This window comes from Paraglaciecola marina (genome assembly GCF_004360155.1).
Lineage (GTDB): Bacteria > Pseudomonadota > Gammaproteobacteria > Enterobacterales > Alteromonadaceae > Paraglaciecola > Paraglaciecola marina.
On the sequence record NZ_SAIS01000001.1, the window covers coordinates 309,169 to 334,502 of the forward strand.

A 25,334-nucleotide genomic window follows, 5' to 3' on the forward strand; every position below is an offset into this window, starting at 1 on the left:
ATTAAATTACCCTTAAATTTGGTGGGTAAACGGATTCTCAAAAAGAGGAAGCTTAAAGTGTATTGCTTATGGGTAAGATGGTAAGGCCATTTGTTATGTGAAACAGAGTTTTGGTTATTTTGTGCAAGCTTCACGTAAATTAGTACATATGTAGATCACATACTTCACTACCTGAATTCAGTGTTCATTGGCTTAATTTATTTTTTGACTACTAGAAGTTAGGGGTCGTAGTTTCTTATTTTTGGGTAAGTTGAAGGGCCGTTAAAATAAAAGGTTAACCCGTAAATTGTTTGTTTTAGAACTAAGCGTGGTTAATTTAAATGTTGACCACCAATGTTCCGAAATTTTTTATTTCTTAGCTAATTAGGATTTTTCGTATGATAAAGTTTACAAAAATAGGAGGCGTATTATTAAGTACGCTCAGTGTTTTTAGCGCCAACGCCGTAGACGTAAATTATGGTGAGGCATTGCAAAAATCTATTTACTTTTATGAGGCTCAGCAAGCAGGTGTATTACCTGATTGGAATCGCGTCGAGTGGCGCGGAGATTCTACATTGGAAGATGGTACAGATGTTGGTGAAGATCTATCTGGTGGTTGGTTTGATGCTGGTGATCACGTTAAGTTCGGTTTTCCTATGGCGGCTTCGGCTACTATGTTGGCATGGGGGGTTATAGAAAACCCTGAAGCTTACTCTCAGACTGGCCAATTAGTACATATCAAAAATAATCTGCGTTTTGTTGCTGATTATTTTATCGCAGCCCATCCAGAACCAAATGTCTTGTATGGTCAAGTAGGCTCAGGTAGTGCCGACCACTCATGGTGGGGACCTGCTGAAGTGATGCACCTTACCTCACGAGCCGCCTCTACTCGGCCTTCCTATGCGATAACAACAACGTGCCCAGGATCAGATTTAGCAGGTGAAACGGCTGCCGCTTTAGCGGCGATTGCTATGGTGTTTGAGTCTTCGGACAGCGCCTATGCGAGTACGTTACTTACTCACTCTGAAGAGTTATATACCTTTGCCAAGACCTATCAAGGTAAATACAGTGATTGTATAACTGACGCATCTGCATTTTATAACTCTTGGAGTGGTTACGCTGATGAGTTGGTATGGTCAGCTGCTTGGCTGTATAAAGCTACGGGCAATCAAAGTTATTTAGATGCAGCTAAAGCAGATTACGCTAACCTGGGCACAGAAGCGCAAACTGGCACTAAATCTTATAAATGGACCCATGCCTGGGATGATAAAAGCTACGGTAGTTATGTGCTAATGGCCCAGCTAACAAACGAAGCCCAATATAAAGAGGATGCAGAGCGTTGGCTGGACTATTGGACCGATGGTTATAACGGTGAAAAAATAGAATACACTGCTGGTGGACTTGCTCGACTCGATCAGTGGGGAGCTTTACGCTATACCGCGAACACATCGTTTATTGCTTTGATTTATTCTGATTATTTGGCTGGTGAAGACGCTACAAATAGCCGTGTTAGCACTTATTATAATTTTGCTGTAAGCCAGATTGAATACATAATGGGTGATAATCCAAATGGGATCATTTATCAAATTGGCATGAGTGAAAATGGGCCTAAAAACCCTCACCATCGTACCGCTCATGGTAGTTGGGCTGATAGTTTAGATGAGCCAGTTGAAAGCCGTCACTTGTTAGTGGGTGCCTTAGTTGGTGGGCCTAGTGCTGGTGATATTTATGTTGACGACCGAGGTGACTACATTTCTAACGAGGTAGCAACTGACTATAACGCCGGTTTTACGTCTGCACTTGCTCGGCTTTACTTAGATTTTGGTGGCGACCCTATTGATGACAGTCTATTTCCGGTTGCTGAAGTACGTGACTTAGAGTTTTACGTAGAAGCCAAGGTAAACTCTGAAGGTCCTCGATATGTTGAAATTGGCACAAATATTTATAATCACTCTGCTTGGCCTGCTCGTAATGGTAGTGATCTTAAGTTCCGTTACTGGGTTGATTTAACAAGCGAAATGGAAAAAGGATATAGCGTCAGTGATGTCACTGTATCTGCCGCTTATACACAAGCAAGCAGCATATCGCAGCTGCAAGCTTGGGGTGATGCCAGCGATAATATTTATTACACTGAAGTATCTTTTGAGGGAGTTGATATATTCCCCGGTGGTCAATCAGACTCTAAAAAAGAAGTGCAGTTTAGATTGAGTCTGCCTAATACTAATGATGATGCTGATTGGGATAACTCAGATGATCCTTCTTGGGCAGATTATACAAGTGCTTTCGCTGTTAGTTCAGCAATCGCTGTATATGAGGGCAATGAATTAGTGTGGGGAGAAGAGCCAAGCGCATCATGCGGTGGGGATTCAGGCATCAATTGCGCGCCAACTGTGGATAATCTTACTACTTTGACTGCCTTTGAAACTTCTGTGGATATAGAGTTAACTGGTACTGATAGCGACGGGAGTATTGCATTTTATACTGTGTCTTCTCCGTCTAATGGCAGCATAAGTGGTGCTGGTGATTTCAGAACTTATACGCCAGATGATAACTTTTATGGTACCGATAGTTTTAGTTACACAGCAACAGATAATGTGGGGGCAGAGTCTAGTGCTGCCACCATTGCTGTGACAGTTGCAGAGCCACTTGTACCTAGTGTAGTGATTACCACTCCTAGCGATAATACTGAGGTATATGTAGGTGAAGAGTTTGCATTATCATTTAACTATAGCAATGCCGCTGGGGTAAGCGTGTTAGTTGAAGGTACTGAAGTGGTCGCAAGCACCACAAGTGCATCGGTAATAGTTATTGCGCCTACTACCGCTCAAAGTTTTTTAGTTGAAGTCATAGCCTTAGATGAAAATGGCGAAGCAACAACCGCATCTGATAGTTTGAGCTTGAGCGCAATTGAAAAGCCAATTAATGGTGTGCCGACGGCCGTTATCTCCTCTTCTGTAAGTGGCTTAACCGTTAACTTTGATTGTGGGTTGTCAACCGATCCAGATGATGATGCCCTAACTTGTAGTTGGGACTTTGGCGGAGGAAATGTCGCGACAGGCAACATGATCAGTCACACCTTCATTGCTGAAGGTGCATATACAGTTAGCTTAATGGTGAGTGATGGTATCGATACAGATACGGCAACAGAAACTGTTACTGTTTTAGAGCCAATAGCCAGTGCCAATTGCGAATATATTCTTAGCAATGAATGGAATACTGGTTTTGTGGCTAACATTCGAATCTCTAATAACTCAACAGAAGTAATTGATTCTTGGCAGGTATCTTGGGAATACGCTGCGGGCACTGTTCGCACAAGTGGCTGGAATGCAGTTGTAACAGGTGCTAACCCTTATATAGCGACACCACTGGCTTGGAATAGTCAAATCAACCCTGGTGAATATGTAGAGTTTGGTATCCAGGGGAGTAAACCAACAGACCAAGCGGCTTCTATTCCTGTAGTAGTGGGTGATGTTTGTGACTAATAATTAAATTATTTTAACTTCAACACATTAAAGCCTGTGACTTCTATAGAGTTCACAGGCTTTTTATTTGGCTATAAAATCATAGTCAAACTCTATTGTTAAATGAGCTAACCTTCTAACTCTTTAATTTTCGTAAAAAGCTCCTGATTTTTTGGAGTTGAGATGTTTAGCTCTTGACTTTTTTTACCTACATAGCCGTTTATAAATTCTATTTCACTCTTACGTTTAAAGCTTATGTCTTGATGCATTGATGAGTAATTATTAGCGGTAGCCTTAATGACTTTCATTACATTTTGCTGCAGCGCTTCAGTGCTGGTAGCGTAACCAACTGCATTCATTACCTGAGCGACTTCTGAGCAAATAGCTTGGATATCTTGCTGATATTTCTTGTCTGCTAACTCGCCATTCTTTATATCGTTGATGGCTGTGAGTGGGTTTATCACTGAGTTGATGGTGAGTTTGCTCCATAACGCTAGCCGAATATCTTGATGCCAAGTATTTGGGGGGAGTAACTTAGACACGCTTGATTCTATTAAGCTGGCATTGTCATCAGGTTTTGTAATCCAACCAAGGTGGGTTTCACCTAAGCCTGTTGCTTTTACACTTGTTTCAGTGGGCTTATACGCACCATAACTGGTGGTGCCAGCAATTATAGGGTTGATAGGGTAGAGTGCTTTTACTTGTTCAATTGTGCCCATGCCGTTATGCAATAAAACTAAGGTGTGCTTAGGTTTAATTTTTTTACTAAGTTGTTGTAGCGCGCCGAGCACTTGGTACGCCTTTATAGGTAAAACTACAACGTCAAAGTCTGATGCGCTTTTTATATCCGAGGTATGCGGATTGATAAGCGCTTTGTCTCCGTTAATAGTTTCAATATCTAGGGTAATAGCTATTGAGGTTTTTAACAGAAGTTGGTAATCAAGTTTTTGTTGGTGGCATGAATAAGCAATTAGGCTACCTATTGCCCCTTTGCCTAAAATCGCAATTTTAAGTGTTGCTGTACTCACTATTAACTTAAGGAGTTCATTGCAGACTTTGGCCAATTCAATGACCAAGGTTGCTTGTGGGTTTCTATTATAATTTGAGTTTCGACCTGCGTGAAATTTTCACCTTCTGATGGTGGGCACATTATCGATATAGGTGTATCTTGATACACAAACTGAATCCCATAAGCGTGTAGATAAGTTCTATCTGAAATCTGTCCACCATAGAGCTTATCTCCTAAAATAGGAGCACCTAGGCTTTTTAATGCGACTCTTATTTGATGAGTTTTTCCGGTGAGAGGTTTAATTAAGTACAAGCGTAGACTTGGCGACACAGAAAAACTGAAAAACTGGGTGGCAGCTTGTTGAGTTTTACTATTGTCAAGGATCCACTTGCCATCTCTAACTTTTTTCATGCCGCCTTTTATTGTGCCTTGTTTCTTTTTTGGCTTTTTAGTGGCTAAAGCTAGGTAATATTTCGCGATTTTTTTCTGCTCGAAAAGCGTCCCAAATATAGCCGCTGCTTTAGCCGTTTTTGCCAGTATCAGAATACCAGAGGTAACTTTATCTAAACGATGAACTAGCCATAGTTTTTCAATATTAAGTTGCTTACAAATAAGTGGTAAAATACCTTGTTGAGATATTTCGTTTTGAACCGCTAGATGGGGCGGTTTGTTTATCACGATAAAGTCAAAGTGGTCATATAAAACTTGAATCTTGGCGGGCACGGCGCACACTCTTTTCTATTTGTTATTGAAGCAGCTGCAATGCGCGAGCGTAGTCAAAATCATCAATTGAATTTTTTAATGCGTTTTTTACATCTGGCGCCAAATCTAGTTTTTGCATAAATTTTTGCATTTTGACTTCAGAAATAAACTCATTGCGTTTTAATGCGGTAATCAACACTTGTTTACTGTCAGATTCGATTGCAGGCTTTGCTTCTGGAGTGTCATTGCTATTAGAAATGAAACCTGTAACTGTGGTTAACGTGGTACTAAGTAGCTCTAAATATTCAACTATTAATCGCTCTTCTAAGTTTACCGTTAATTTAGGTTCAAATTCTTTTGAAGCATGGTGTAATGCCTCCATACCTAAATTGCCACTAATTCCTTTCAAAGTATGTATATCTCTTTGTAAGGTGTCAGTGTCTCCCTGCAGCATGAGTTCAGTAAACTTTTCATTAAAGTTAAGGTATTCCAGCACAAATTTATTTAGAATTTTTATGAGTAATGGGCAACTACCGTTAAATTGACGAAGTGCAAATTCACTATTGAAAATATGTGTATTAGCGTCCATTTGTTACTCTTTGTTTTTATTGGTAAGTAATCTTAGCAGTTTGGCACAGGAGATTAATAGGCAATTGATAATGATTTTTATCTAAAATATAACTTTCTTTTGATTATCATTGGTATGTTTAATAATTATTTATGTGAATATTATTGCATTAGTCTCTGGTTACTTTATCTGTCATCTGAGGGTAGACTAACAAAATAGTTGGAATCAAAACTCAAGAAACACGTTCTTTAGTAATTAAGAATAAGGTGTTAATTATTATCGCCTACGAACTTAGGGCCTAGATGGGCTTTCGATCGTGATAAGAACTTTATAATAGTTTAATAATCAGGTTATAGAGCCCATACATTTTTATATTGGATATTATTTTGCAAGTAAATGAAACATCTTTTTCTGCGCGTTTAGCAACTTTACAGAATCCGTCAATCATGAAGACTTTGACGGGTATAAAACATGGGGTAGAGCGAGAAACCTTGCGTATTAACCCAAATGGAGGCCTTGCACAAACACCACACCAAGAATCCTTAGGTGCTGCTTTAACCCATGAGTTTATAACAACGGACTTTTCTGAGTCATTGTTAGAATTTATCACCCCCCCAGAAACGTCTATTGATAAAACAATTGGCCAATTGAAAGATGTTCACAAGTTTGTAATGACAAACATTGGCGAAGAGCGCTTATGGCCGATGAGCATGCCTTGTTTTATTGAGAACCAAGAAGCTATTCCTATTGCTAATTATGGAACGTCTAATGTTGGCAAAATGAAGAGTTTGTATCGGGTTGGATTAAAAAACCGCTATGGCAGTATGATGCAAGCTATATCAGGAGTGCACTTTAATTTCTCCTTGCCTGATGAGTTTTGGGGGAAATGGCTGGCTGATGACTCTAATGTAAAAGCAGATAAAGACTCTATTTCTTCAGCTTACTTTGGGCTAATACGGAATTATCGACGATTTTGTTGGGTAATTCCCTATTTATATGGGGCTTCACCTGCTTTATGTCGTTCGTTTATCAAAGGTAAAGAAACGGGTTTACCATTCAAAACATTAGGTAAAGGTACTTACTATTTACCTTATGCTACCTCTCTTAGAATGAGTGACTTAGGTTATACCAATAGTGCTCAATCAGGGTTGAATATTTGCTACAACAAAGTAGATAGCTATATAGCTTCATTACGGGCAGCAATCAATCAGCCTTCTGAAAACTATGAGATGTTTGCGGGTAAAAAAGATGGAAAATACCAGCAACTTAATAGCAATGTATTACAGATTGAAAATGAGCTTTATTCTCCTATTAGGCCCAAGCAACCTACTCGTTCGTTGGAAAAACCAACCGATGCATTGGATGAAAGAGGCGTCAGTTATATTGAAGTTAGAGCACTAGACGTTAATCCGTTTTCAGCCATAGGGATAGAGCGTAATCAATTTTATTTTTTAGATGTGTTCTTACTTTATTGTTTAGTTAAGCCTAGTAGTTTCATGAATTCAGATGAATATCATGAAACAGAAGTAAACTTAAATGCGGTAGTTGAGCGAGGCCGTGACCCCAAACTAAGACTAACTAATGCTTCAGAGCCAGTTGAAATGAAAACTTGGGCATTGCAGCTATTTTCTGAAATGCAAGAAATCGCCAATATTTTAGATCAAGCAAATGATACCCAAGATTATTCCTTGGCATTAGCAGCTGAAAAACAAAAGATACTGGATCCAAGGTTAACACCATCGGCTCGTATCCTAGAACATCTAATAAATGAAAATATCGATAATGGAAACTTAGGTTTAAGCTTAGCAGAGTCTTTTAAAAGTGAGTTGATTAGCTCGGATTACGAGTTTATGAATGCCGAAGATTTAGCTACACATGCGGCATTGTCAATAGAAAAACAGCGAGTAATAGAACAGCAGGAACAAGTGTCTTTTGATGATTTTCTAGTAAGTTATTTTTCTGATAAATAAATTTGGCGAAAAAAAAAGCCTGACTAATGTCAGGCTTAAAGTCACTACTAGGGAAACACACAATAATAAAAACACGTTAATTAAGAGTAGACGATGATACAAAAGTTCACCAAAAAAATTTTATTGTTAAAAAACGGAATGAGCTTTTTTCTGATTGTTTTATTTTTGAATGGATGTGCCAATACCCCTCCTAAAAATATAAGTAATATTTGTGAGATCTTTTTTGAAAAGCGAGATTGGTATGATGTTGCTGCGGATATGAATAAAAAGTGGGGGGTTCCTATCCACGTGCCTATGTCTATGATGTATCAGGAAAGTTCATTTAAAGCCAAAGCCCGACCACCCAAAGATTACATTTTTTTTGGCTTAATACCTTGGGGGAGAGTTAGCTCAGCTTATGGTTACTCTCAAGCTAAAACACCTACCTGGTCTGACTATAAACGGGAGACAAAAAACTCTTGGGCTGATAGAACTGACTTTGATGACGCTATGGATTTTATGGGGTGGTTCATTACAAAAACTCATAAAATGAATGGAATCTCAAAATGGGATGCTGAATTACAATATTTGAATTATCACGAAGGCTGGGGTGGCTATAAAAGGGGGAGTTACAATAGCAAGCCTTGGTTAAAGAAAGTTGCTAAAACAGTGGAGGCTAGATCATTGAGGTACGCCACACAACTTAAAACCTGTGAAGAAGAGTTATCTAGAGGATGGTTTTGGGGGTTGTTTGATTAACTTAAGTTGGATATAGGGTGCCGCGCATTGTTCAAATTCCATTTATAGATGTAAAGTTAAGAAAATATGTAAATTGATTGTTTTTCCTTAGTTAGCCCATACTGCAACAATAAGTTTGGTTTGAAATTCAAGCTGTTTGTGTGAATTGCGACCTGAAAATATACCTATGTGTTGGTTTATATAACTTTGTAAAATATAAGTTAAGATAAAGTCGGGAGTGGTTCAGGTAATACTCTTAAACTTGTACCTGATTGTTAAGTGGATAATCTGTTCATGGCGAATTGGAGGCGAATTGGAGGCGAATATGAAAGGCATAGTTTTTGTAAAGTTTAACGAGTTTATTGAGGAAGTGTGGGGCGATGAGTTTTGGGATGAATTATTAAGTGAAGCTAACCTTGCAAGTGAAGGTGTCTATACTACGGTTGCTACCTATGATGATGAAGAGCTCTTTACATTAGTTGGGCTAGTTGTTGTTAAAAAAGGCATAAGTGCCAAAGATGCACAGTTTGCTTTCGGTAAGTGGGTTTTTAAAGAATTATATAACCTTGCACCTCCTGGGGCACATGACTTTAAAGATGTGTTTGAATTTTTACATGCAGTACAAGACTTTATACATGTAGAAGTGAAAAAATTGAATCCTGATGCTTTACTTCCAGAGTTTGAATTCTTATCCGAAACATCAAACGTATTAACTTTTAAATACCTATCACCTCGCAAGCTTTGCTATTTCTGCGAAGGTATTATCCATGGCCTTGCAGAGCATACGGGGCAAGATATAAAGGTCTCCCAGCCTGAGTGTGAGCATGAAGCCGGAGAACAGTGTGTTATAGAGGTTGAAAAAGTTTGAGTTCTACTGATAAACCAGTTTTAGAAGTTGATGAGTTAGAAAAAAGGGTTGCCGTGCTAGAGCGGAAGATAAGCCGAGAGAAAAAAGCGAGAAACATAGCGGAGAATAAGTTAGAACAGTACTCACTAGAAATTTATCAAACTAATGAGTCTTTAAAAAAAGCGTTAGCGTCATCTACGAAAAAACAAAAGGAGCTAGAATATTTAGGGCGTGCCTCTAGTTATGTGGGGTCAGAAATGAAACTCAACGAAATAATTGACAATGTTGTTGAGCTTACAGGACGTTTTTGTGAGGCAGATTTCGGGTTTTATCTGGTTGCTAAAAAGGGAAACATCATACAGGAAGGACTTAACAAGGTTTGGTGTCTGAATAGGGGGTGGCAAGATAACGCTGTTTTAATAGAAGTTATTGGTAAACTCCTACCATTAGAAAATACAGAGTTATTAAACTCTTGGAACGTTTTAGATATTGACTACTTTCCCAGCAACGCTGGACAAGCCCTTAAACAAGTTTGCTATACCAATTTTGCTCTCGCTGGCGGCAAAGTCGGTTGGTTGGCAATACTAAATAGCCATAGTGTTGTAGAGCCTGATGTTCTATCTGTACTCAATACAGCTAGAGAGCATTTGTTAAGTGGTATCAGCAGGCGGTTGACTGATTTGCGTATTTTAAAACGAAACTTGCAACTTCAAGAATCCTTAGAAAAACTAGAGAATGCACGAAAGCAATTGATCCAGTCTGAAAAAATGGCTTCTCTAGGGCAGCTGGCTGCAGGGGTAGCCCATGAAATTAATAATCCTGTTGCTTTTATTCGCTCAAATATGGAGGTGCTTCAAGATTATTTAAAGGACTACAAGTTATTGCATGAAGATTTGAAAAAGATTACATACAGCAGTAAAACTTTAAGTACTGAGGTGTTTAAAGAGGCTTTTGAAAAAATTGATATAGATTACATAGATGAAGACTCAGTCGAATTACTCCAATCAAATATTGAAGGTTTAATAAGAGTTAAGGATATAGTTGATAACCTTAAGAGCTTTTCCCATTCAGGTAGTGAGGAGTTAACACCTATATATATTGCTGAGTGTGTTGATGCCGCATTAAAAGTAACCGGTAATGCTTTCAAGTACGAGCATCAAATTGATAATCAGGTAAGCGAGTTGAATCTTACTGTTCTTGGGAATCTCGGCCAATTACAACAAGTGTTTGTTAACTTGTTTGTTAATGCCGCTTATGCGATGGAAGCAGGGGGGGAATTGACTATTTCTCATTCCAGTTCAGAGGAAAAGGTTGTCATTCATATAACTGATACAGGCCAAGGCATGGACAAAGAAACAGTTAGTCAACTATTTACTCCGTTTTTTACCACTAAGCCCGTCGGTGTAGGAACCGGGTTGGGCTTGTCTGTATCTTACGCTATTCTCGAAGCTCACAATGCACAAGTCACAGTAGATTCTGAGGTTGGGGTTGGGACTACTTTTAATTTGTCATTTCCTACAATAACTCAGCAGTAGCGGTTTGACTATCTTCAACTATTAAAGACAAAGGCTCGGTTTGACTTTTTTCGAATTGTACCAACTTGGTTATGGTTTTTTCAGTAAAAACGTGACCTTTAGGTAAGACTAAAATATGAGCATCATTAAATATATTACTTTTTAATGTCATACCAACTTTTAGTGCATGTGAAGGGATAGGCTTTTCGATAAACTCATCAGAGGCAATGTTAGGGGTATTTAATAAGACTTCTAAAATTTGAGGGTCATATCGCGTACCTAAAAACTTCTTCATACTAAGTCTAACTTCCGTCTCTTCCATTTTTTCTGGTGTAATACGACCCATAGAGTATCGCCAATAATCTCTTGCCACAGATAGTATCTTTGCCCCAATTGGAATTTGAGTGTCAACCAGTTGGTTGGGGCCACTGCCATTAAAATACTCAAATTGACAAGTAATGATATCTGATACTTCTTGCAGGTGAGTGGCTGGACTAAGAATTAACTGGGCTATCTTTGTCTGGTCAATATATTCTTTTTTCTGGTTGAAATTAAGTTCGTCAAAAGGTTTACTGTAGATGGCTGTATCTAAACCAAGCAAGCCAATTTCACACAGCAAGGCTGCAAACGTTACGTTTTCTACCTCTTCTTTCGATAGCTTAAGGTGCTCCGCTAAATTTTTTGCCAACAAACTAACACTATTAGCAAAACTTCCACTTAGGTTAGGGTTGATACTAATTAAATTGTATAGCACTTTCTGGGTGGCTTCGTTGTTATGCTCAATACGTTTCAAGGCTAGTTGTATTTGCTTCGTCCTTAATTGAATCTTACCTTCTAAGTTTTGATTCTGCTCTTTGAGTTTCGCATTTTGTAGCTTAATCAGTTTCTCTAATTTAGCATTTTCGTTTTTAAGCCTAACGTTAGACAAACCTTCATCTATGGCTTGAATTATTTCTTGGTTTTCCCACGGTTTTTGAAGGTATCGGTGTATTTTTCCTTTATTAACAGCCTCTATTGTGGATTCCATATCAGAGTAACCTGTTAACAGAATGCGGTAAGTCTCTGGATACTTAGTAGCGACTTTTTCTAATAAAGCTGCGCCTGACATCTCTGGCATTTTCATGTCAGATATAATTAATTGGACTTTGTGCTTTTCCATTAATTCTAAAGCTATCGAACCACTTTCAGCTAATAATAGTTGAAAGTTTTGCTTGTATAGTAAGCGTTTCATCGACTTAAGAATATTTAACTCATCATCCACACATAGCACAGTCATAGGCGGTGTTTCTATTGCTTTATCATTGCTCATTGGATGTCTCCATCAGTTGTTTATTTTTGTCATCTGTTGGCAGTATGATGTTAAAACAACTGCCCTTATTGAGTTCACTATCAACAGTTAACTCGCCTGCATGGTCTTGTATTATTCCGTAAGAAATTGAGAGTCCTAAACCGGTCCCTACGCCTTCTTTTTTAGTTGTAAAAAAAGGGTCGAATAGTTTGTCTATGTGTTTGGGTTCAATACCTGAGCCATTGTCCGCAATAGATACTATTACATAATTATTTTTATAAAGTGAGGTGACTGTTATCTTGCCATTCTCATGAATTGCTTGCCCTGCATTAATCAATAAGTTTGTAAGGACCTGTATGATTTTCCCCACGTTAATGAAGACTTTCGGAACAGAGTTCAATTGTTTTTCAATAGTGCAATGGTATTTGAGTTGACCGCTCACCATGTTTAGGGTCGTGTTTAAGCATGTGTTTATATCAAACCACTGTTTTTCATCTGAGCCAGCCCGTGAAAACTGCTTTAAATCCTTAACTATACTTTTAACTCTTGCTAGCCCCTGAATTGACTCATCTATAAGGTCCTGAGTATCTTGGTTTATATAAGTGAGCTCCGCATCTTGCACAGACGTTAGCAGTTTATTTATTTGTAATACATGTGTTTCAGAGATTGAGTTAGGTGAAAGAGTCAATAATTGCTCACTTATAAGTCGGTATGTTTCAATATAGTCTTTAAGTGTATTTAAATTGCTGGTAACAAACGCAATAGGGTTGTTGATTTCGTGTGCAACGCCTGCGGCGAGTAATCCTACTGATGCCATTTTTTCAGCTTGAATAAGTTGCTGTTGGGCTTCGTGAAGTTCTTGGTTGGACTTTTCTAACTGATTGTTGCGTTCATAAAGTAATGATGTACGTTCAATCACTTTTCCTTCTAACGTACGATTGAGTGTTTCAAGTTCATATTGATATTTTTCTTTACGTTTATGTTCCCTTTCTAAACTTGTCACTAGTTTATTGAAAGCCTCTGCAACTTCACTCAATTCATCATTGCCGGTTACCTCTATCTTAGAGTGTGAATATTCACCACCAGTAACATTTTTAGAGATGCTTCTTGCGGCTTGCCTTAAACCTTGCAATTTTTTGGTTAGATAAGTTCCTAACACGAAAGAAAACAGTGAAACTAAAAACATTTCAATTAAGGCAATACCACTGGTCCATTTTTGAATTTTTTGAATTGACTGTTCTATGCTACTAATATCAATACCTAGTTGTACTTGACCGTATATATGTTCTGCTTCGCTAATTAATGTGTAGCTATCAAATATACCATCAGAGACTAAATCTAACTCTTCGTCTACACTGAATTTAGAGGATAGTAGTTTTGCTCTCCCAGCTTGTGCCAGTATTTGATTATCACTGTTTATTACTCTCACGTAACCAATATCAGGATTTTTTATTAGTTCGTTGCAATAAACCTCGAGTGAAGCCAGATCATAGGATAACACTGCGTCTTTTGCTGTGGTTGCAAATAGGGTGGTGATAGTCGACGCTCGCTTTACTAGCCCATCGTTCAATGTCGTACGCATAAAATCAACGGCTGTTAATACTAGAAGTAGTAATAAACTTGCTTCAATAACGGCAATACCTAAGATTGTTTTGTTACGTAATGACAGTTGCATTATCAGTCCATTTATTTCGGTACATTTGTACCCATAAGTGTTTCAAGTTTTAAGGATCTTACATCGTCCCAGTCATCATTTGTTGCGGTATCAATACCCTTAAAATTAATAGACTTTAGTAACTCTTTACCTTGAATATTATTGTTTAACTCCAATAGCGCACTGAGTATTTTTTGCTTCGATGTGTCGCTAACTTTTGGGTTAACGGCAATTGCATGAGGGGTATAGCCTTGGGTTTCCCAAATAGTGATTAGTTGCGATTTTACACCTTCAGACATATTGTTTAAGGTGCGTTTTATTCCCCCTCCTGCTGGGAAAAAGCCTTTTGATACGTTGAGATAGACCGAGTCATGGGAAGAGACATAGCTAGGCGTAAATGAAATTCCATGCCTTTTTAATTCGGCTATGGGTAAAATGCTTGCTGCAAATGCTGCAGGAGCAGGAAAAGCTAAATGAGCTCCCTCCAAATCTTCAATTGTATTGATATTGCTACCAACTTTAGCAACGATCACACCTTTAATTGTTTTTCCCTGTTGTTTCGCGATGGCCAAATATCCTGATTGTTTATTAAATACTACATAATGATAGGGATTCATGTAGGCGATATCATAAGCACCCTCTGCTAGCCTTTGCTCGAAAGTTGGAATGTCTCGTGCTGTAATAAACTTAACGTTAATGCCACTCGTTTCGCTAATTCGTTGTAAAATGGGTGTCCATAAAGTAGCGAGTCGTTTTGCAGATTGCTGAGGTACAATACCAAATGTCAATGTCTCTCCATGAGCTATGGTGACAAGGGGGCTGCTAACTAATAAGCTAAAAAGTAGTAAAATTTTCAACATATTGGTACCTCTTTTAAGAAATAGTTATTGGGTGAGCTGATTTACAATACTTAATAAGTGTTCTTTATCAAAAGGCTTAGATATTGCTGCATTGGCGCCGAGTGTTATGGCTTTATCTAGGCTGTCTTGATTAAGTGCAGAAATCACTAATATTTTTAAATGACTAAACTCTTCTTGTTTTCTTAGGTGCTGTAATAATTCAAAACCATTTAGGCCAGGCATACTTAAATCTAAAGTCATTAATGCGGGTTGTCGCTGCATTAATTTACTACCCGCTAAAAAGCCATTAACTGCTGTATCACATTCAAAACCAGCATTTTTCAAAACACGTTTAATGGCACTCGCCATATTTTCATCATCGTCAACAACTAAAATCGTTTTGTTATCTGGTAAGAAGTCTTCAGGTATAGGCATGTTATTCTCTTTGAGAAATATCAAAAAGTCTTCAACTGTTACTCGGTTATTACCTCTACCTGGTAGTTTGTAACCTTTTAAACTACCTTTATCTATCCATCGAATGACTGTTCGCAAATTGACGTCGCAATATTGCGCTATGTCACCTGTTGTTAGTGATTTAGCCTTGGTCATGAATACTACTCCTAAATTTTATTTGATAATTATAACATAACGTATAATTGAGACATATATGACTAAAGTATAATATACGACATTTGTGACAATTGCTATATTTGCGTCATCCTATAAAACTCCTTCAATACAACGGTTGAGACGGTTAGCGAAATGAAGAAACTTTATCTATTGATTGCTTTAAGTTTTTTGTGTGTACAAAGTACACAAGCCATAGAGCTGTCTACCAATGTACTGTTGCGGTATGAAAATGAAACGGGTCAAACTAACTTAGCACCAAGAAAAAGGTTACGAATGATTGCTTCTGTAGGCGCAAACTACAGACTAAATAATAATGTTATATTCATGAGTCAGGTAAGAACTGGCTTAAAAAATAATCAGAACGTTCCTGCTATAACCTTACATCAAATTACGAATAACCCCAGTGGCGACAAAGATATATATGTGTCACGAGCATTTACCAAATTTACTTTTGATAAAGTGTCTGTAATTGCAGGGAAAATTCCGTGGAAGTCCAAACAAGTAACTGATTTATTTTGGGATAGGCACTTAAACCCAATTGGGGTGCACTTTGATTATGATTTTGCAGAAAACCAGCGCTTAACCTTTGCCACCTTTAAACCTTTAGATGGCGCATCAAGTACAGTCGGCCATATGTCACTTATTCAATATTCGAGGCAATTATCTACTCACCTAGGAAAAATCACTTTATCGCCCTGGCTAGTTGATTACAGAGGCGAGGCTGGCGCTAGTTACGCTACCAAAGATACGCAGTTTAATAATCAGTTTATCCGCTTTTCTGGCGCTATGACGTTCAATGATTTTCAAATCGGAGCCGACTTGGGATGGTCAACGAAGCGCGTACCAAATTCTGTATATGAGCAATTTTCTAAGCAAAGGTTCAGCTATGTATTCAAGTTTAGTAAAGGCGCATTACAGCATGTAGGTAGTTATTTAACGGAACTCAAATATTTACATGTTGAGCGCTTTTCTGTGGTGACTGAATTTGCACAAAATGCGTCTAGTCGATTCGCTACAGGCAACTATAAAGGATGGGATTTGCGGATTCGACATAGACTGACAAATAACCTTTGGATTGGTTCTCGGCTTTCGAAAACCAAGCGTTTAGTTGGATCGCCTGAGCAGAGTGTGCGATTCAGAATAGAAACAAAACTTTCATTTTAGTATTCATTTTTTGGAGCATTTTTGATGTTAAATATGTCACAACAACCAGCCATATATAACCCTGTGTTACAAGACCGTAGCCTACTTGTTGTAGATGATGAAGAAAATATATTAAAGGCAATACAGCGTAGCTTTAAACATACCAAATACCGAGTATATACTGCTAGTAGTGCTGAAGAAGCTCTAAAGATGCTGGAATTACATGATGTACAAGTTGTTCTTTCTGACTTTAGAATGCCAGAAGTTAATGGTGGAGCTTTAGTGAAAGATGTTCAGCTACAACACCCAGATATTGTTTCTATGATTTTAACTGGACAAGCTGACTTCCACGCTGCTGTCGATGTTCTGAACTCAGGAGCAGCCTACAAATTTTTGTCCAAGCCATGGAACAATAAAGAGTTGATTGAAGAAGTTGACCAAGCTTTTGATGAATATCAACAGCGTTTTATAGCTAAGTCAAAAGAACATATAACTCAGCAATATGTAAAGCCTGAGCGTGTACTGTTTGACCGAGCAGCTGAACACTTATTGCTTCAGAATGAAAAGTTTGCTGTAGCTTCTATTATTGTATCGGACTTGTCTTTACTTGATTGTTATTGGCAGCAGCATGAACCAAACACCTCCATCCTTAGTTCAGTTGAGAGTATTATTAGCACTTATTTATCACCAAGCTGTGAAGTCTTTGAGGTGGATGTTGATCAACTTCTTGTAATCATTCCCGAAAGTGAATGTAATGCTAATTTACATGATAGTTTAGTTGTCTTAGGCGAGGCTTTGTCTTTAACATGTGGGGTTGACAAATTACATCCTAAGCTTGCTAGTCAGCTAGCTTATGCTGAATCTCCGTTTGAGGGCTCTAATATTGCTCAGTTAGTGCATTCAATTAGAAACATATCTAACAGTGATTACGTTGAGCATTTGACTAAAGGTCAAAACTCAGATGTCATTAGGTTAGATGCCGCGCACTTGGCCCAAAAGAAACGTAAACAAACTATTCAAAACAGTATTCAACAGGCTATTAGTTCCAATCAATTTTGCTTGTATTTCCAACCTAAAGTGAATTTAAGTAATGGAATCGTTGAGCGAGCTGAGGTGCTTATGCGCTGGGAGCATTCATCTTTAGGTTGGGTGTCACCTGAGGAGTTTATTAGTCTTAGTGAGTTAGATGGGCAAATTGAAAAAATAGGTACTTGGCTATTTAAAAAGAGTATTGCGGATTTAGTAACCTTGCGTAAACAATATGGTGATAAGGTGAGTCTGGCAATAAATGTTTCGCCTCGACAGCTACAAACTAGCCAGATAGTAGAAGAGTTTACTTATTTGCTCCAAGAAACAGGCCTTTCCCCTGAGTGTATTGAACTTGAGATCACTGAAGGCTGTGTAATTGATGACCTTGAACAGACAGGAAAAATTCTTTGGGAACTCAAGGATTTAGGTTTACGAATTGCTATAGATGATTTTGGGTCTGGTTATGCTTCATTCGCTTATTTGTCTAAGTTACCAGTGGATGTACTTAAGTTGGACAAGGTTTTAATCGATGATTTAGAAACAAATAACGATATGACTGATATGCTAAAAAGCATAATAGATTTATGTGGACGTATGCGAATAGAAGTCGTGGCTGAAGGAGTAGAAAACGAGAGACAAGTTAATATGCTTAAGGAACTTGGATGTCATTATATTCAAGGTTATGTGTATAGTCGTCCAATTACTAGAGAAAATTTTGAAAAAATATTAATAAATCAGCCTTTCATATACCCAAAAGAAGCTCACCCATAGGCTAGTAAAAGACACTTGTTTTAGGCGTCTGATATTGGTTGAACGGGTTCTATAGTTTCCGCTATTAATTTGGCACGCTCTGCTTTACTTATGTATTTAGCTTTGTTTTTAGGGGCGAGTTTTGCCTTTGCTTTTTTGGCTCTTGCTTTGAGGATTTGATTGCCTTTTTTACGACGATTCATAGATACCTTCCTTTTTCATTATTTTTAATTTATGAACAGCCTAAAACTGTTTTAAGATATCATCGCTGTAATTACTGATATCTAGGTTGACTTGGTACTGCTTGGCCAATTTATCTAGTTCCGCTTGAGCTATTGCGAGCTCTTCCATTACAATGGTGTTGTCGTCTAATTCCCATAATAAACGAGAGCCTGCATAACTATATTGCATGGCAAGTAACGCATCTATATTACCTTCAGCCGCTGTCGACTTTAGCTTTAACATCTTTCTGTTTATTTTATTGAGTGCTTGTTTAAGCTCCCAGACATATACCACTTCAGTCATAAAGTCATGGTTACGGTATCGATTGAGCATCCAAGCAATGATGACACCGCTGATTAATACCCCAAGTAAATTCCAGTGAAAATGGCTGCCATTGGCATCAGGGAATAATGCGATAAGAATTTGGGAAATCCCTAAGCTTCCTATTATCAATCCACTTGCACACCCCGCAATGACAATATTTAGATGTTTACGGTAACGTACTTTATTAATTTTAATGAGTTGCATTAATGGACCTGTTTGAATTTTAAGTTCTATTTTACCCAAGGAGTAAACCGCAAATTTTTTGTTGGGAAATAAATAGCAGTACATATTGTACTGTGTTTGGAAGTTTTAGGCAGCTTGTATGTGAATTTCATGGTGCAAATCCAGTCTTTTTTACCATGTATTTGTTATCGTTGAATTCCAATTCGTAACCACTTCATTAACCTCGTATAATCACGACAACTCTACTTAGCTGTGAATAAGAAGCAATGCGACAACTCACTAGACATGATTTTTTCTTGTCACTTCCACAGCCATTGTTTATTTTAGGCTGCGTTATATTAACGGCTAGTAGTTATACTTATGGCTGGATCAGCCCTAGTTTGGTGTTGGCTGTTATGATTTTACTGCCTGTCCCTATGCTTTTAGTACTTGAGCGATTACTTCCAAAACGTAAAGAATGGTTGCTGAACTGGAAAGACTTAGCGAGCGATTTCTTTTGGCTGTTTGGAACTTATATTATTTGGCTACCTTTGTATGCTACCTATTACGACGCCCCAATGTCAGATGTTTTCAGAGCATTGAGTCTCTGGGTAGATTTCCCATATAAATTACAGGCGTACTCTGTAGTCGGGACTCTTATTATGGCTCTCATTGGCATTCTCGCCATAGAATTTATCGGGTATTGGGTACATCGTTTACAACATAGATTCATGTTCTTATGGCGAATGCATGCTACTCACCACCACGTAACAAAAATGAGCGTAGCCCGCACCGATCGCACACACCCTCTTGAGTTTATAGGGTTAAACTTAGGCTCTATAATTGTATTAGCCTTTATGGGAGCCAGTGCCAATGTGGTGGCCGTGATATTAGTATTTAGAATGATATCCACTCATATCAATCACGCTAATTTACCTTTGACTTCAGGCATCTATGGTTGGCTTTTTACAACCCCAGAAATGCATCGAGTACATCACTCTATTGATTATGATGAAAGTAATAGCAACTTCGGTTGTACTGTTATTTTCTGGGATAGGTTATTTGGTACCTTCTCAAGTAAGGAAAACATTGTAGTTGTTGGCAATGGCACTGGAAAAAGTTTGTCTTTATGGACCCAGTTAAGCTTGCCATTTTATTCAAATAAGGCGATTCGAAAATTGTAGAATATTACTTTTCTATAACTCTTAATGAAGGATTACCCCAATTACCCGCCCATCCATAACCTTTGGATTCATCTACCTCTACTCAAGTTAGTTTGTAATGCTTAATATCATCACTTAATTTTAACTTAGAACACTTTGACCGCTGACTGTTTTTTAACCTTGAATAGTCAGCTCCATTACCTTATTCTTTATTTTTATTGATCGTTCAATTAATAAAAATCCGAAGGTGTAAGCAAAGTTATTCTTCGTCAGTCGTTAATAGACTCAGGAACTGTGCTTTGATTACAAGTAATTGTTATTAATAGCATTGGCAAAAAAGCAGGCTACACTGTCTGCATAGGGTAAATAGTAATGATAAGACCGATCCGCAGACTCCCTTTCTTGAGTGCAATTTTGTTCGCTTGTGCATTAGTTAATTCGGTACAAAGCTATGCAGCCGTCAGTATTATTCTCGGCAAGACTATCATCCCAGGGGGCAATGCCACTTCTGAGAAAGATTTAACCATCAGAAATGACAAACTGGCATTTTCTATAGCTCTAGGATCTGCGCCCCCTTGGGGGGTCGCTCGAGGCTGTATTGTGGATATTGCTAACGTTCAAAATGATGGTTCTTTAAGTCATGATCGTGTTGCATTCGCAGATTTCATACCGAACAACTGGTCAAGCTGGCCAAATACTTATCAAGAACTCGATATCATTAAAGACACTAAGAACGAGGCTGTCGTTAAAATTACTCGGGATTTCGGTAAAGTGATCATTAGTACTGTTTATAGCCTCACAGATGGCTCTGATCTTATTCATGTTAAAACTACAATGACTAATGAAGGAGAAGCATTAGTTGACTTGTTATCCGGTTATGCATTGTGGCCCGATGGTGGTTATAAGTTTGCTGTCCCCGGTTATGCTGGGAAAACAGAGGCGTTATTGAGCAATCGGTTGGCGGATCGTTTTGTTGGATATGGCGCTGACTGGGCGGTTGCTTTGCATGCACCTTATATGACAGAACTGAGATATCAATCACGGGATCTCTATACAAAACATACCCTGAAAAAATTTCAATCAATGTCATTTGAAGGTGACTATCAAGTCCTTGCCAGTGGGGACCTTGCGCCCGTGGTTAGGGCAGAAATTGAGCGTAAAGATCTGCTTTCCGGAACATTAATTGGCAAGGTGAAAACACAGCTAGGTAAGCCTGTAGATGAACCCGCACTTGTCGTGCTCAAAGATGGCGTACCTTACATTTGGGCATTGGGTAAGCATGGCGAGTATAAGCTTGATTTACCTGTTGGGGATTATCAAGTATACGCCACCAGTAAAGGTTATTCAGACAGTGAAAAGCAAGCTATAAGTATTAAAAATGGTGTCTCTCAAAACCTTTTATTTAACGATCTTTTAGCGCCTGGTGAAGTAAATGTTCAGGTCACAGACTCCAATAAAAAATTGCCATTAGACGCTAAAATTCAAATTGAAAAAGGTACTAAACCTTTGATTGAATTTTTTGGCGCAAAAACCTTTTTCACTGAATTAACTAATGTTGGCCAAGCAACATTTACTTTGGCTCCTGGCGATTATCAGCTTAAAGTATCTGCCGGAGGCAATTTTTTAGCGAAACCTGCATTACTTGATGTTAGCGTTGTTGCAAATAAAATAAGCCATCTGGCCAGCGCAATACCGGTCACTACTTATCCAACACAACATGGCTGGTATGCCGGTGATTTGCATCATCATTCAGATGTGCTGGAAGGTTCAACATCACCAGAATATCTGGTGCGTTCGCAACTGGCAGCGGGTTTAAATGTTACTTTTGTTAGTGATCATGATTCAACTAAGAACAATGCAGTAATTAAAGCACTATCGGATAAACGTGGCATTCCTTTTATACCATCAATAGAGTTCTCTCCATCGTGGGGACATTTTAATGCTTTCCCCATTGATATTGGCGCTCAACTATCGGTAGATCCTGGGGTGGATGATATCCATAGCATCATTAAAGATGCACGATCTATGGGGGCGACAGTTGTCGCTTCTAACCATCCTTATATTCCTTATGGTTATTTAAGCAGTCTAGAAAAAAATACTGCCGTGGGTGGTTTTGACCCAGCCATTGATCTGCTCGAAATAAATGCAGTAGTCGACTATAGACAGGTGGTTGAGAAAGCTCGTCAATTATGGTCTGCAGGCCTTCCTTACTACTATACCGCCGGTTCTGATACCCATGATGTGTGGAATCAAACCAGCGGCCTTAATCGTCTTTTTGTATATACTGGAAGTAAACCAAACTCAAAAGCCTTTGCTCAAGCTATCAAACATGGTCGCTCATACGTGTCGTTTGGGCCAATAATATATCCGCAAAATGTAATGTTTGGCGACACCATAAAGCAGGCTAAAAATCAGCAACAATACATCAGTTTTGAACTGTTATCAGTCAATGGACTAAAGTCGGTGCAGTTAATTGGCAATGATGGTGTGATCATTGAGAAGTCATTGGCTGGCGACAAGGTATCGGTGGTGTTTGAACTCCCGTTAAAATCAGGATGGGTTAGTTTAGTTGTAGAAGATAACAAAGGGTACAAGGCATTCTCGAACCCTATTTGGTTGAAGTTGGTAGACAGTTCACAATTTTAAGAAGCCCTAGGCCTAGATAGTTTTGAAGTGCAAAAAGTCGCGTGTAGAAATGCCTCCTGAAGAAACAAAAATGGCCATGGCCACACATTTCTTTTTAGACAGATGTGTAATACCACTATCATTGAATAAATACCCTTGTCAGTTATTAGTTTAAGATTTTGATTTATAAGTAATAAATTAATTTATTAAGTGCAATTTTGTTTTTTAATTGAACGGTCAATTAACAATGTTTGACATTAATTGAACGATCAATTAATGTCAAATTGGAAATCGAGTTAGACTCATGTATTGAGGATTAGTACCAACACACATAAATAAACGCATACTCTAAACAGGAATTTCTATGAACACTAATGTGCCCGTGAAGCAAAGTTTAATAGCACTCTCCGTGCTTTCTGCAATATCTATTACCTCGTTGCCAACAATGGCTCAAGAGGAACAAGAGCCACAAGCCAAAACTGAAGAAAACCAAGAAACATTGGAATCTATTGTGGTAACCGGCCGCAGTGTTTCTTATGCAAATAGTGCATCTTCTACTGAAATGAAAAAACAGCAAACTCCGATGACAAGTGCTTTGGCATTGATTGATAACCTGCCAGGTGTATTGGTTACTGAAGGTGACCCCTTTGGTTCTGATGAATGGTCAACAAGTATTTCAATCCGCGGCTTTGAGTTGAACCTAGCATCTCAGCAAATCGGTATGACAGTGGACGGTATATCTAATGGTAATTCAAATTACGGTGGTGGAACTAAAGCTAGCCGCTATATTGATACCGAAAATTTACGTGCCACAGAAGTATCTCAAGGTACCGCCGACATAGGCAGTCGCTCAAATGAAGCACTAGGCGGTACGCTAGATTTCACTACTATACTTCCAGCATTAGATGAGCAACTGACTGTCAGTACCACTCTAGGTGAGTACAATGCCAAAAAAGTATATGTTCGCTATGATACCGGTGAAATCGCTCAAGACACTTTTGCTTGGTTTTCTATATCAAGTCAGCAGAACGACGACTATATGGGTGGATCAATAACGAACTCAAGGGATCATGCTGAAGGTAAAATCATCAGTACCATTGGTGAAGTTAATCTAACTGGTTATATTAGTTATGATGATGCCCAAGAGTATACTTATCAACGGATCTATGGTTTAGCGCAGTATGAGCAGAACCCCGATTGGGACGGATTAACTGAAGATTGGACAGGCATACCTTATCAAGATCAAGTCTGGCGTGAAGGATGGGTTACTGAGCGTGAAAACCTATTTACTTACCTAAAAGCAGATTTTACCATAGGTGATGTAGACATTAGCTCTAATGTCTATTACCACGAGAACGAGGGCGTAGGTAAATGGATCCCATATTATATGGTGGATGTTATTGATGACGGAGCTGGTAACGCAAATTCAGAGCTAGATGCTTCTAGCACCATATATGGTGGTGAATCCCTAGGTCTAATTTATTTTGTAGACCGTGCAGGTCAGTCACTTTCACCAATTGAAGGTTGTGTTAGTTCTATCGGCTTTCCTTATGGGGGGGCTGGAGCTGCACTTGATCCCGGTTGTTACGAGCAAGGCGCAATGCCTGTCAGTTCTAATCGTCACACTCATTACAACAAGAAACGCTATGGTGTGAACGGTGACTTTAAATGGAACACCACTATCGCAGGTATGGCCAATACTGTGCGCGGTGGTTTCTGGTATGAAGATTATCAGCGTGATGAATACCGTGACTGGCATAAAACTATTGATGCCGCATCTAGTCCTCGCGCAGAAAACAATCCTTACTGGGTCCAGTATGACCGTGAGTTTCCGGTCGAGACATTGATGTACTATGTTGAAGACGAAATAGATGCCGGGTTTGCCACGTTCCGTCTAGGTGCAAAAAAGTTTAACGTCGAAGTAATTAAAGAAGATCAATTTACCCCTGCTAATGACTTGAGAGTATCCTCAGACTCTGACGCCTTGTTATCAGCTGGTTTTGTTGCTCCTTTGCCGTTATGGGGTCTAGAAGTGTTTGGTGGTTATGCAGAAAACTTTGCAGCCATTAAAGATGCTGTGTTAGAGCGTGACGATACTGATTTGAGTTTAGTTGAACCTGAAACTGCGGATAACATTGACCTTGGTCTACGTTATTCAAGCCCAGGTTTTAACGCCAGTCTAACTTATTACAATATCAAGTTTGAAAACCGTATTACTTTTGTGAGTAATGAAGATGTTAATGGCATTGACTTCTTAGAAGCCGCTGCTGGAGGATACATCAATGACGGTGGTATTGAGTCTGACGGAATCGAAGCTTCTATTGATTACAATTTTAACGATAATTTTGGTATTTACGTTTCTTACACAAAAAATAATGCTACCTATACGGACGAAGATTTCCGCGGTAATACTGTGTTGGGCAGTGCTGAAGACATGGCTGTGATTAGTTTTGATTACAGCAAAGGTGACTTATACGCTGGTTTTAGCACTAAGTACGTAGGTGAGCGTTATTTAGACCAAGCCAATACCCAGAAAACTGACTCTTACATAGTAAGTGATCTTTATGTTGGTAAAACAGCATACGACATTGGTGGAGCTATCGATAGTATTGAATTCAGCTTCACAGTAAACAATGTCTTTGATGAGGATTACCTTGGTTCTATCGCGCCAAGTGCAGGTTGGATTGGTGCACCGCGTATTGCTGCGCTCAACGCTAAATTCGTCATGTAACAATAAG

At 38.7% G+C, this 25,334-nt stretch carries 19 protein-coding genes; 10 read left to right on the plus strand and 9 right to left on the minus strand.

What is annotated here, in order from left to right; translation table 11 throughout:
- The first annotated feature begins 377 nt into the window (after positions 1 to 377).
- Positions 378 to 3,461 carry a glycoside hydrolase family 9 protein gene (locus EOK74_RS07510; protein WP_133469367.1) on the plus strand — a complete coding sequence of 1,028 codons (3,084 nt, stop codon included), beginning with the start codon at positions 378 to 380 and terminating at the stop codon, positions 3,459 to 3,461.
- 107 nt (positions 3,462 to 3,568) lie between these two features.
- Here the strand turns inward: EOK74_RS07510 and EOK74_RS07515 are convergent, their stop codons facing one another.
- Genes EOK74_RS07515 through EOK74_RS07525 form a run of 3 tightly spaced genes read right to left on the minus strand, consistent with a single transcriptional unit; the run spans position 3,569 to position 5,740 of the window.
- Positions 3,569 to 4,468, minus strand: coding sequence for a ketopantoate reductase family protein (locus EOK74_RS07515; RefSeq protein ID WP_239024043.1), 900 nt, complete (start codon positions 4,466 to 4,468; stop codon positions 3,569 to 3,571).
- A 2-nt stretch (positions 4,469 to 4,470) separates the two neighbouring features.
- Complete coding sequence (locus EOK74_RS07520; protein WP_133469368.1) at positions 4,471 to 5,172, minus strand: TIGR01621 family pseudouridine synthase; 702 nt, start codon at positions 5,170 to 5,172, stop codon at positions 4,471 to 4,473.
- Between the two features lie 22 nt (positions 5,173 to 5,194).
- Complete coding sequence (locus tag EOK74_RS07525) at positions 5,195 to 5,740, minus strand: Hpt domain-containing protein (RefSeq protein ID WP_133469369.1); 546 nt, start codon at positions 5,738 to 5,740, stop codon at positions 5,195 to 5,197.
- 365 nt (positions 5,741 to 6,105) lie between these two features.
- Here EOK74_RS07525 and gshA point away from each other — a divergent pair, with 365 nt between their 5' ends.
- The 4 genes from gshA (at position 6,106) to EOK74_RS07545 (ending at position 10,788) form a co-directional block, all read left to right on the plus strand.
- Positions 6,106 to 7,689, plus strand: a complete 1,584-nt coding sequence (gshA, locus tag EOK74_RS07530; protein WP_133469370.1) for a glutamate--cysteine ligase — start codon at positions 6,106 to 6,108, stop codon at positions 7,687 to 7,689.
- Between the two features lie 93 nt (positions 7,690 to 7,782).
- Positions 7,783 to 8,427 carry a transglycosylase SLT domain-containing protein gene (locus tag EOK74_RS07535; RefSeq protein ID WP_205964546.1) on the plus strand — a complete coding sequence of 215 codons (645 nt, stop codon included), beginning with the start codon at positions 7,783 to 7,785 and terminating at the stop codon, positions 8,425 to 8,427.
- A 304-nt stretch (positions 8,428 to 8,731) separates the two neighbouring features.
- Positions 8,732 to 9,274: a heme NO-binding domain-containing protein gene (locus tag EOK74_RS07540; protein WP_133469371.1), complete on the plus strand. Its 543-nt coding sequence runs from the start codon at positions 8,732 to 8,734 to the stop codon at positions 9,272 to 9,274.
- The gene (locus EOK74_RS07545; protein WP_133469372.1) at positions 9,271 to 10,788 is read left to right on the plus strand and encodes a sensor histidine kinase; all 1,518 of its coding nucleotides are present in this window, start codon (positions 9,271 to 9,273) and stop codon (positions 10,786 to 10,788) included. The genes EOK74_RS07540 and EOK74_RS07545 overlap by 4 nt, the downstream gene beginning before the upstream one ends.
- Here the strand turns inward: EOK74_RS07545 and nosR are convergent.
- The 4 genes from nosR to EOK74_RS07565 are packed head-to-tail and all read right to left on the minus strand — an operon-like array spanning position 10,769 to position 15,157.
- Positions 10,769 to 12,076 carry a response regulator c-di-GMP phosphodiesterase, NosR family gene (gene nosR, locus EOK74_RS07550; protein WP_133469373.1) on the minus strand — a complete coding sequence of 436 codons (1,308 nt, stop codon included), beginning with the start codon at positions 12,074 to 12,076 and terminating at the stop codon, positions 10,769 to 10,771. The genes EOK74_RS07545 and nosR overlap by 20 nt on opposite strands.
- Positions 12,066 to 13,730 (minus strand): sensor histidine kinase, encoded by a 1,665-nt coding sequence (locus tag EOK74_RS07555; protein WP_239024044.1) that lies wholly within the window; start codon positions 13,728 to 13,730, stop codon positions 12,066 to 12,068. Before EOK74_RS07555 ends, nosR begins: the two co-directional genes overlap by 11 nt.
- 11 nt (positions 13,731 to 13,741) lie before the next feature.
- Complete coding sequence (locus tag EOK74_RS07560; protein ID WP_133469374.1) at positions 13,742 to 14,569, minus strand: phosphate/phosphite/phosphonate ABC transporter substrate-binding protein; 828 nt, start codon at positions 14,567 to 14,569, stop codon at positions 13,742 to 13,744.
- Positions 14,570 to 14,593: 24 nt separating this feature from the next.
- Complete coding sequence (locus tag EOK74_RS07565) at positions 14,594 to 15,157, minus strand: response regulator (protein WP_133469375.1); 564 nt, start codon at positions 15,155 to 15,157, stop codon at positions 14,594 to 14,596.
- Between the two features lie 153 nt (positions 15,158 to 15,310).
- On the opposite strand from EOK74_RS07565, the gene EOK74_RS07570 reads away from it, so the two are divergent.
- Together EOK74_RS07570 and EOK74_RS07575 are read left to right on the plus strand one after the other, a co-directional pair.
- Positions 15,311 to 16,342 (plus strand): hypothetical protein, encoded by a 1,032-nt coding sequence (locus EOK74_RS07570; RefSeq protein ID WP_133469376.1) that lies wholly within the window; start codon positions 15,311 to 15,313, stop codon positions 16,340 to 16,342.
- Positions 16,343 to 16,366: 24 nt separating this feature from the next.
- On the plus strand, positions 16,367 to 18,121 hold the full coding sequence (locus EOK74_RS07575; RefSeq protein ID WP_133469377.1) for an EAL domain-containing response regulator: 1,755 nt from the start codon (positions 16,367 to 16,369) through the stop codon (positions 18,119 to 18,121).
- 20 nt (positions 18,122 to 18,141) lie between these two features.
- Here the strand turns inward: EOK74_RS07575 and EOK74_RS07580 are convergent, their stop codons facing one another.
- Together EOK74_RS07580 and EOK74_RS07585 are read right to left on the minus strand one after the other, a co-directional pair.
- Positions 18,142 to 18,303 carry a DUF2986 domain-containing protein gene (locus EOK74_RS07580; protein WP_133469378.1) on the minus strand — a complete coding sequence of 54 codons (162 nt, stop codon included), beginning with the start codon at positions 18,301 to 18,303 and terminating at the stop codon, positions 18,142 to 18,144.
- Between the two features lie 40 nt (positions 18,304 to 18,343).
- Positions 18,344 to 18,850, minus strand: coding sequence for a DUF3087 domain-containing protein (locus tag EOK74_RS07585; RefSeq protein ID WP_133469379.1), 507 nt, complete (start codon positions 18,848 to 18,850; stop codon positions 18,344 to 18,346).
- Positions 18,851 to 19,095: 245 nt separating this feature from the next.
- On the opposite strand from EOK74_RS07585, the gene EOK74_RS07590 reads away from it, so the two are divergent.
- The 3 genes from EOK74_RS07590 (at position 19,096) to EOK74_RS07600 (ending at position 25,327) form a co-directional block, all read left to right on the plus strand.
- The gene (locus EOK74_RS07590; protein WP_133469380.1) at positions 19,096 to 19,992 is read left to right on the plus strand and encodes a sterol desaturase family protein; all 897 of its coding nucleotides are present in this window, start codon (positions 19,096 to 19,098) and stop codon (positions 19,990 to 19,992) included.
- A gap of 351 nt (positions 19,993 to 20,343) precedes the next feature.
- Positions 20,344 to 22,617, plus strand: coding sequence for a CehA/McbA family metallohydrolase (locus EOK74_RS07595; protein ID WP_133469381.1), 2,274 nt, complete (start codon positions 20,344 to 20,346; stop codon positions 22,615 to 22,617).
- Positions 22,618 to 22,960: 343 nt separating this feature from the next.
- On the plus strand, positions 22,961 to 25,327 hold the full coding sequence (locus tag EOK74_RS07600; protein WP_133469382.1) for a TonB-dependent receptor domain-containing protein: 2,367 nt from the start codon (positions 22,961 to 22,963) through the stop codon (positions 25,325 to 25,327).
- The last annotated feature ends 7 nt before the right edge of the window (positions 25,328 to 25,334 follow it).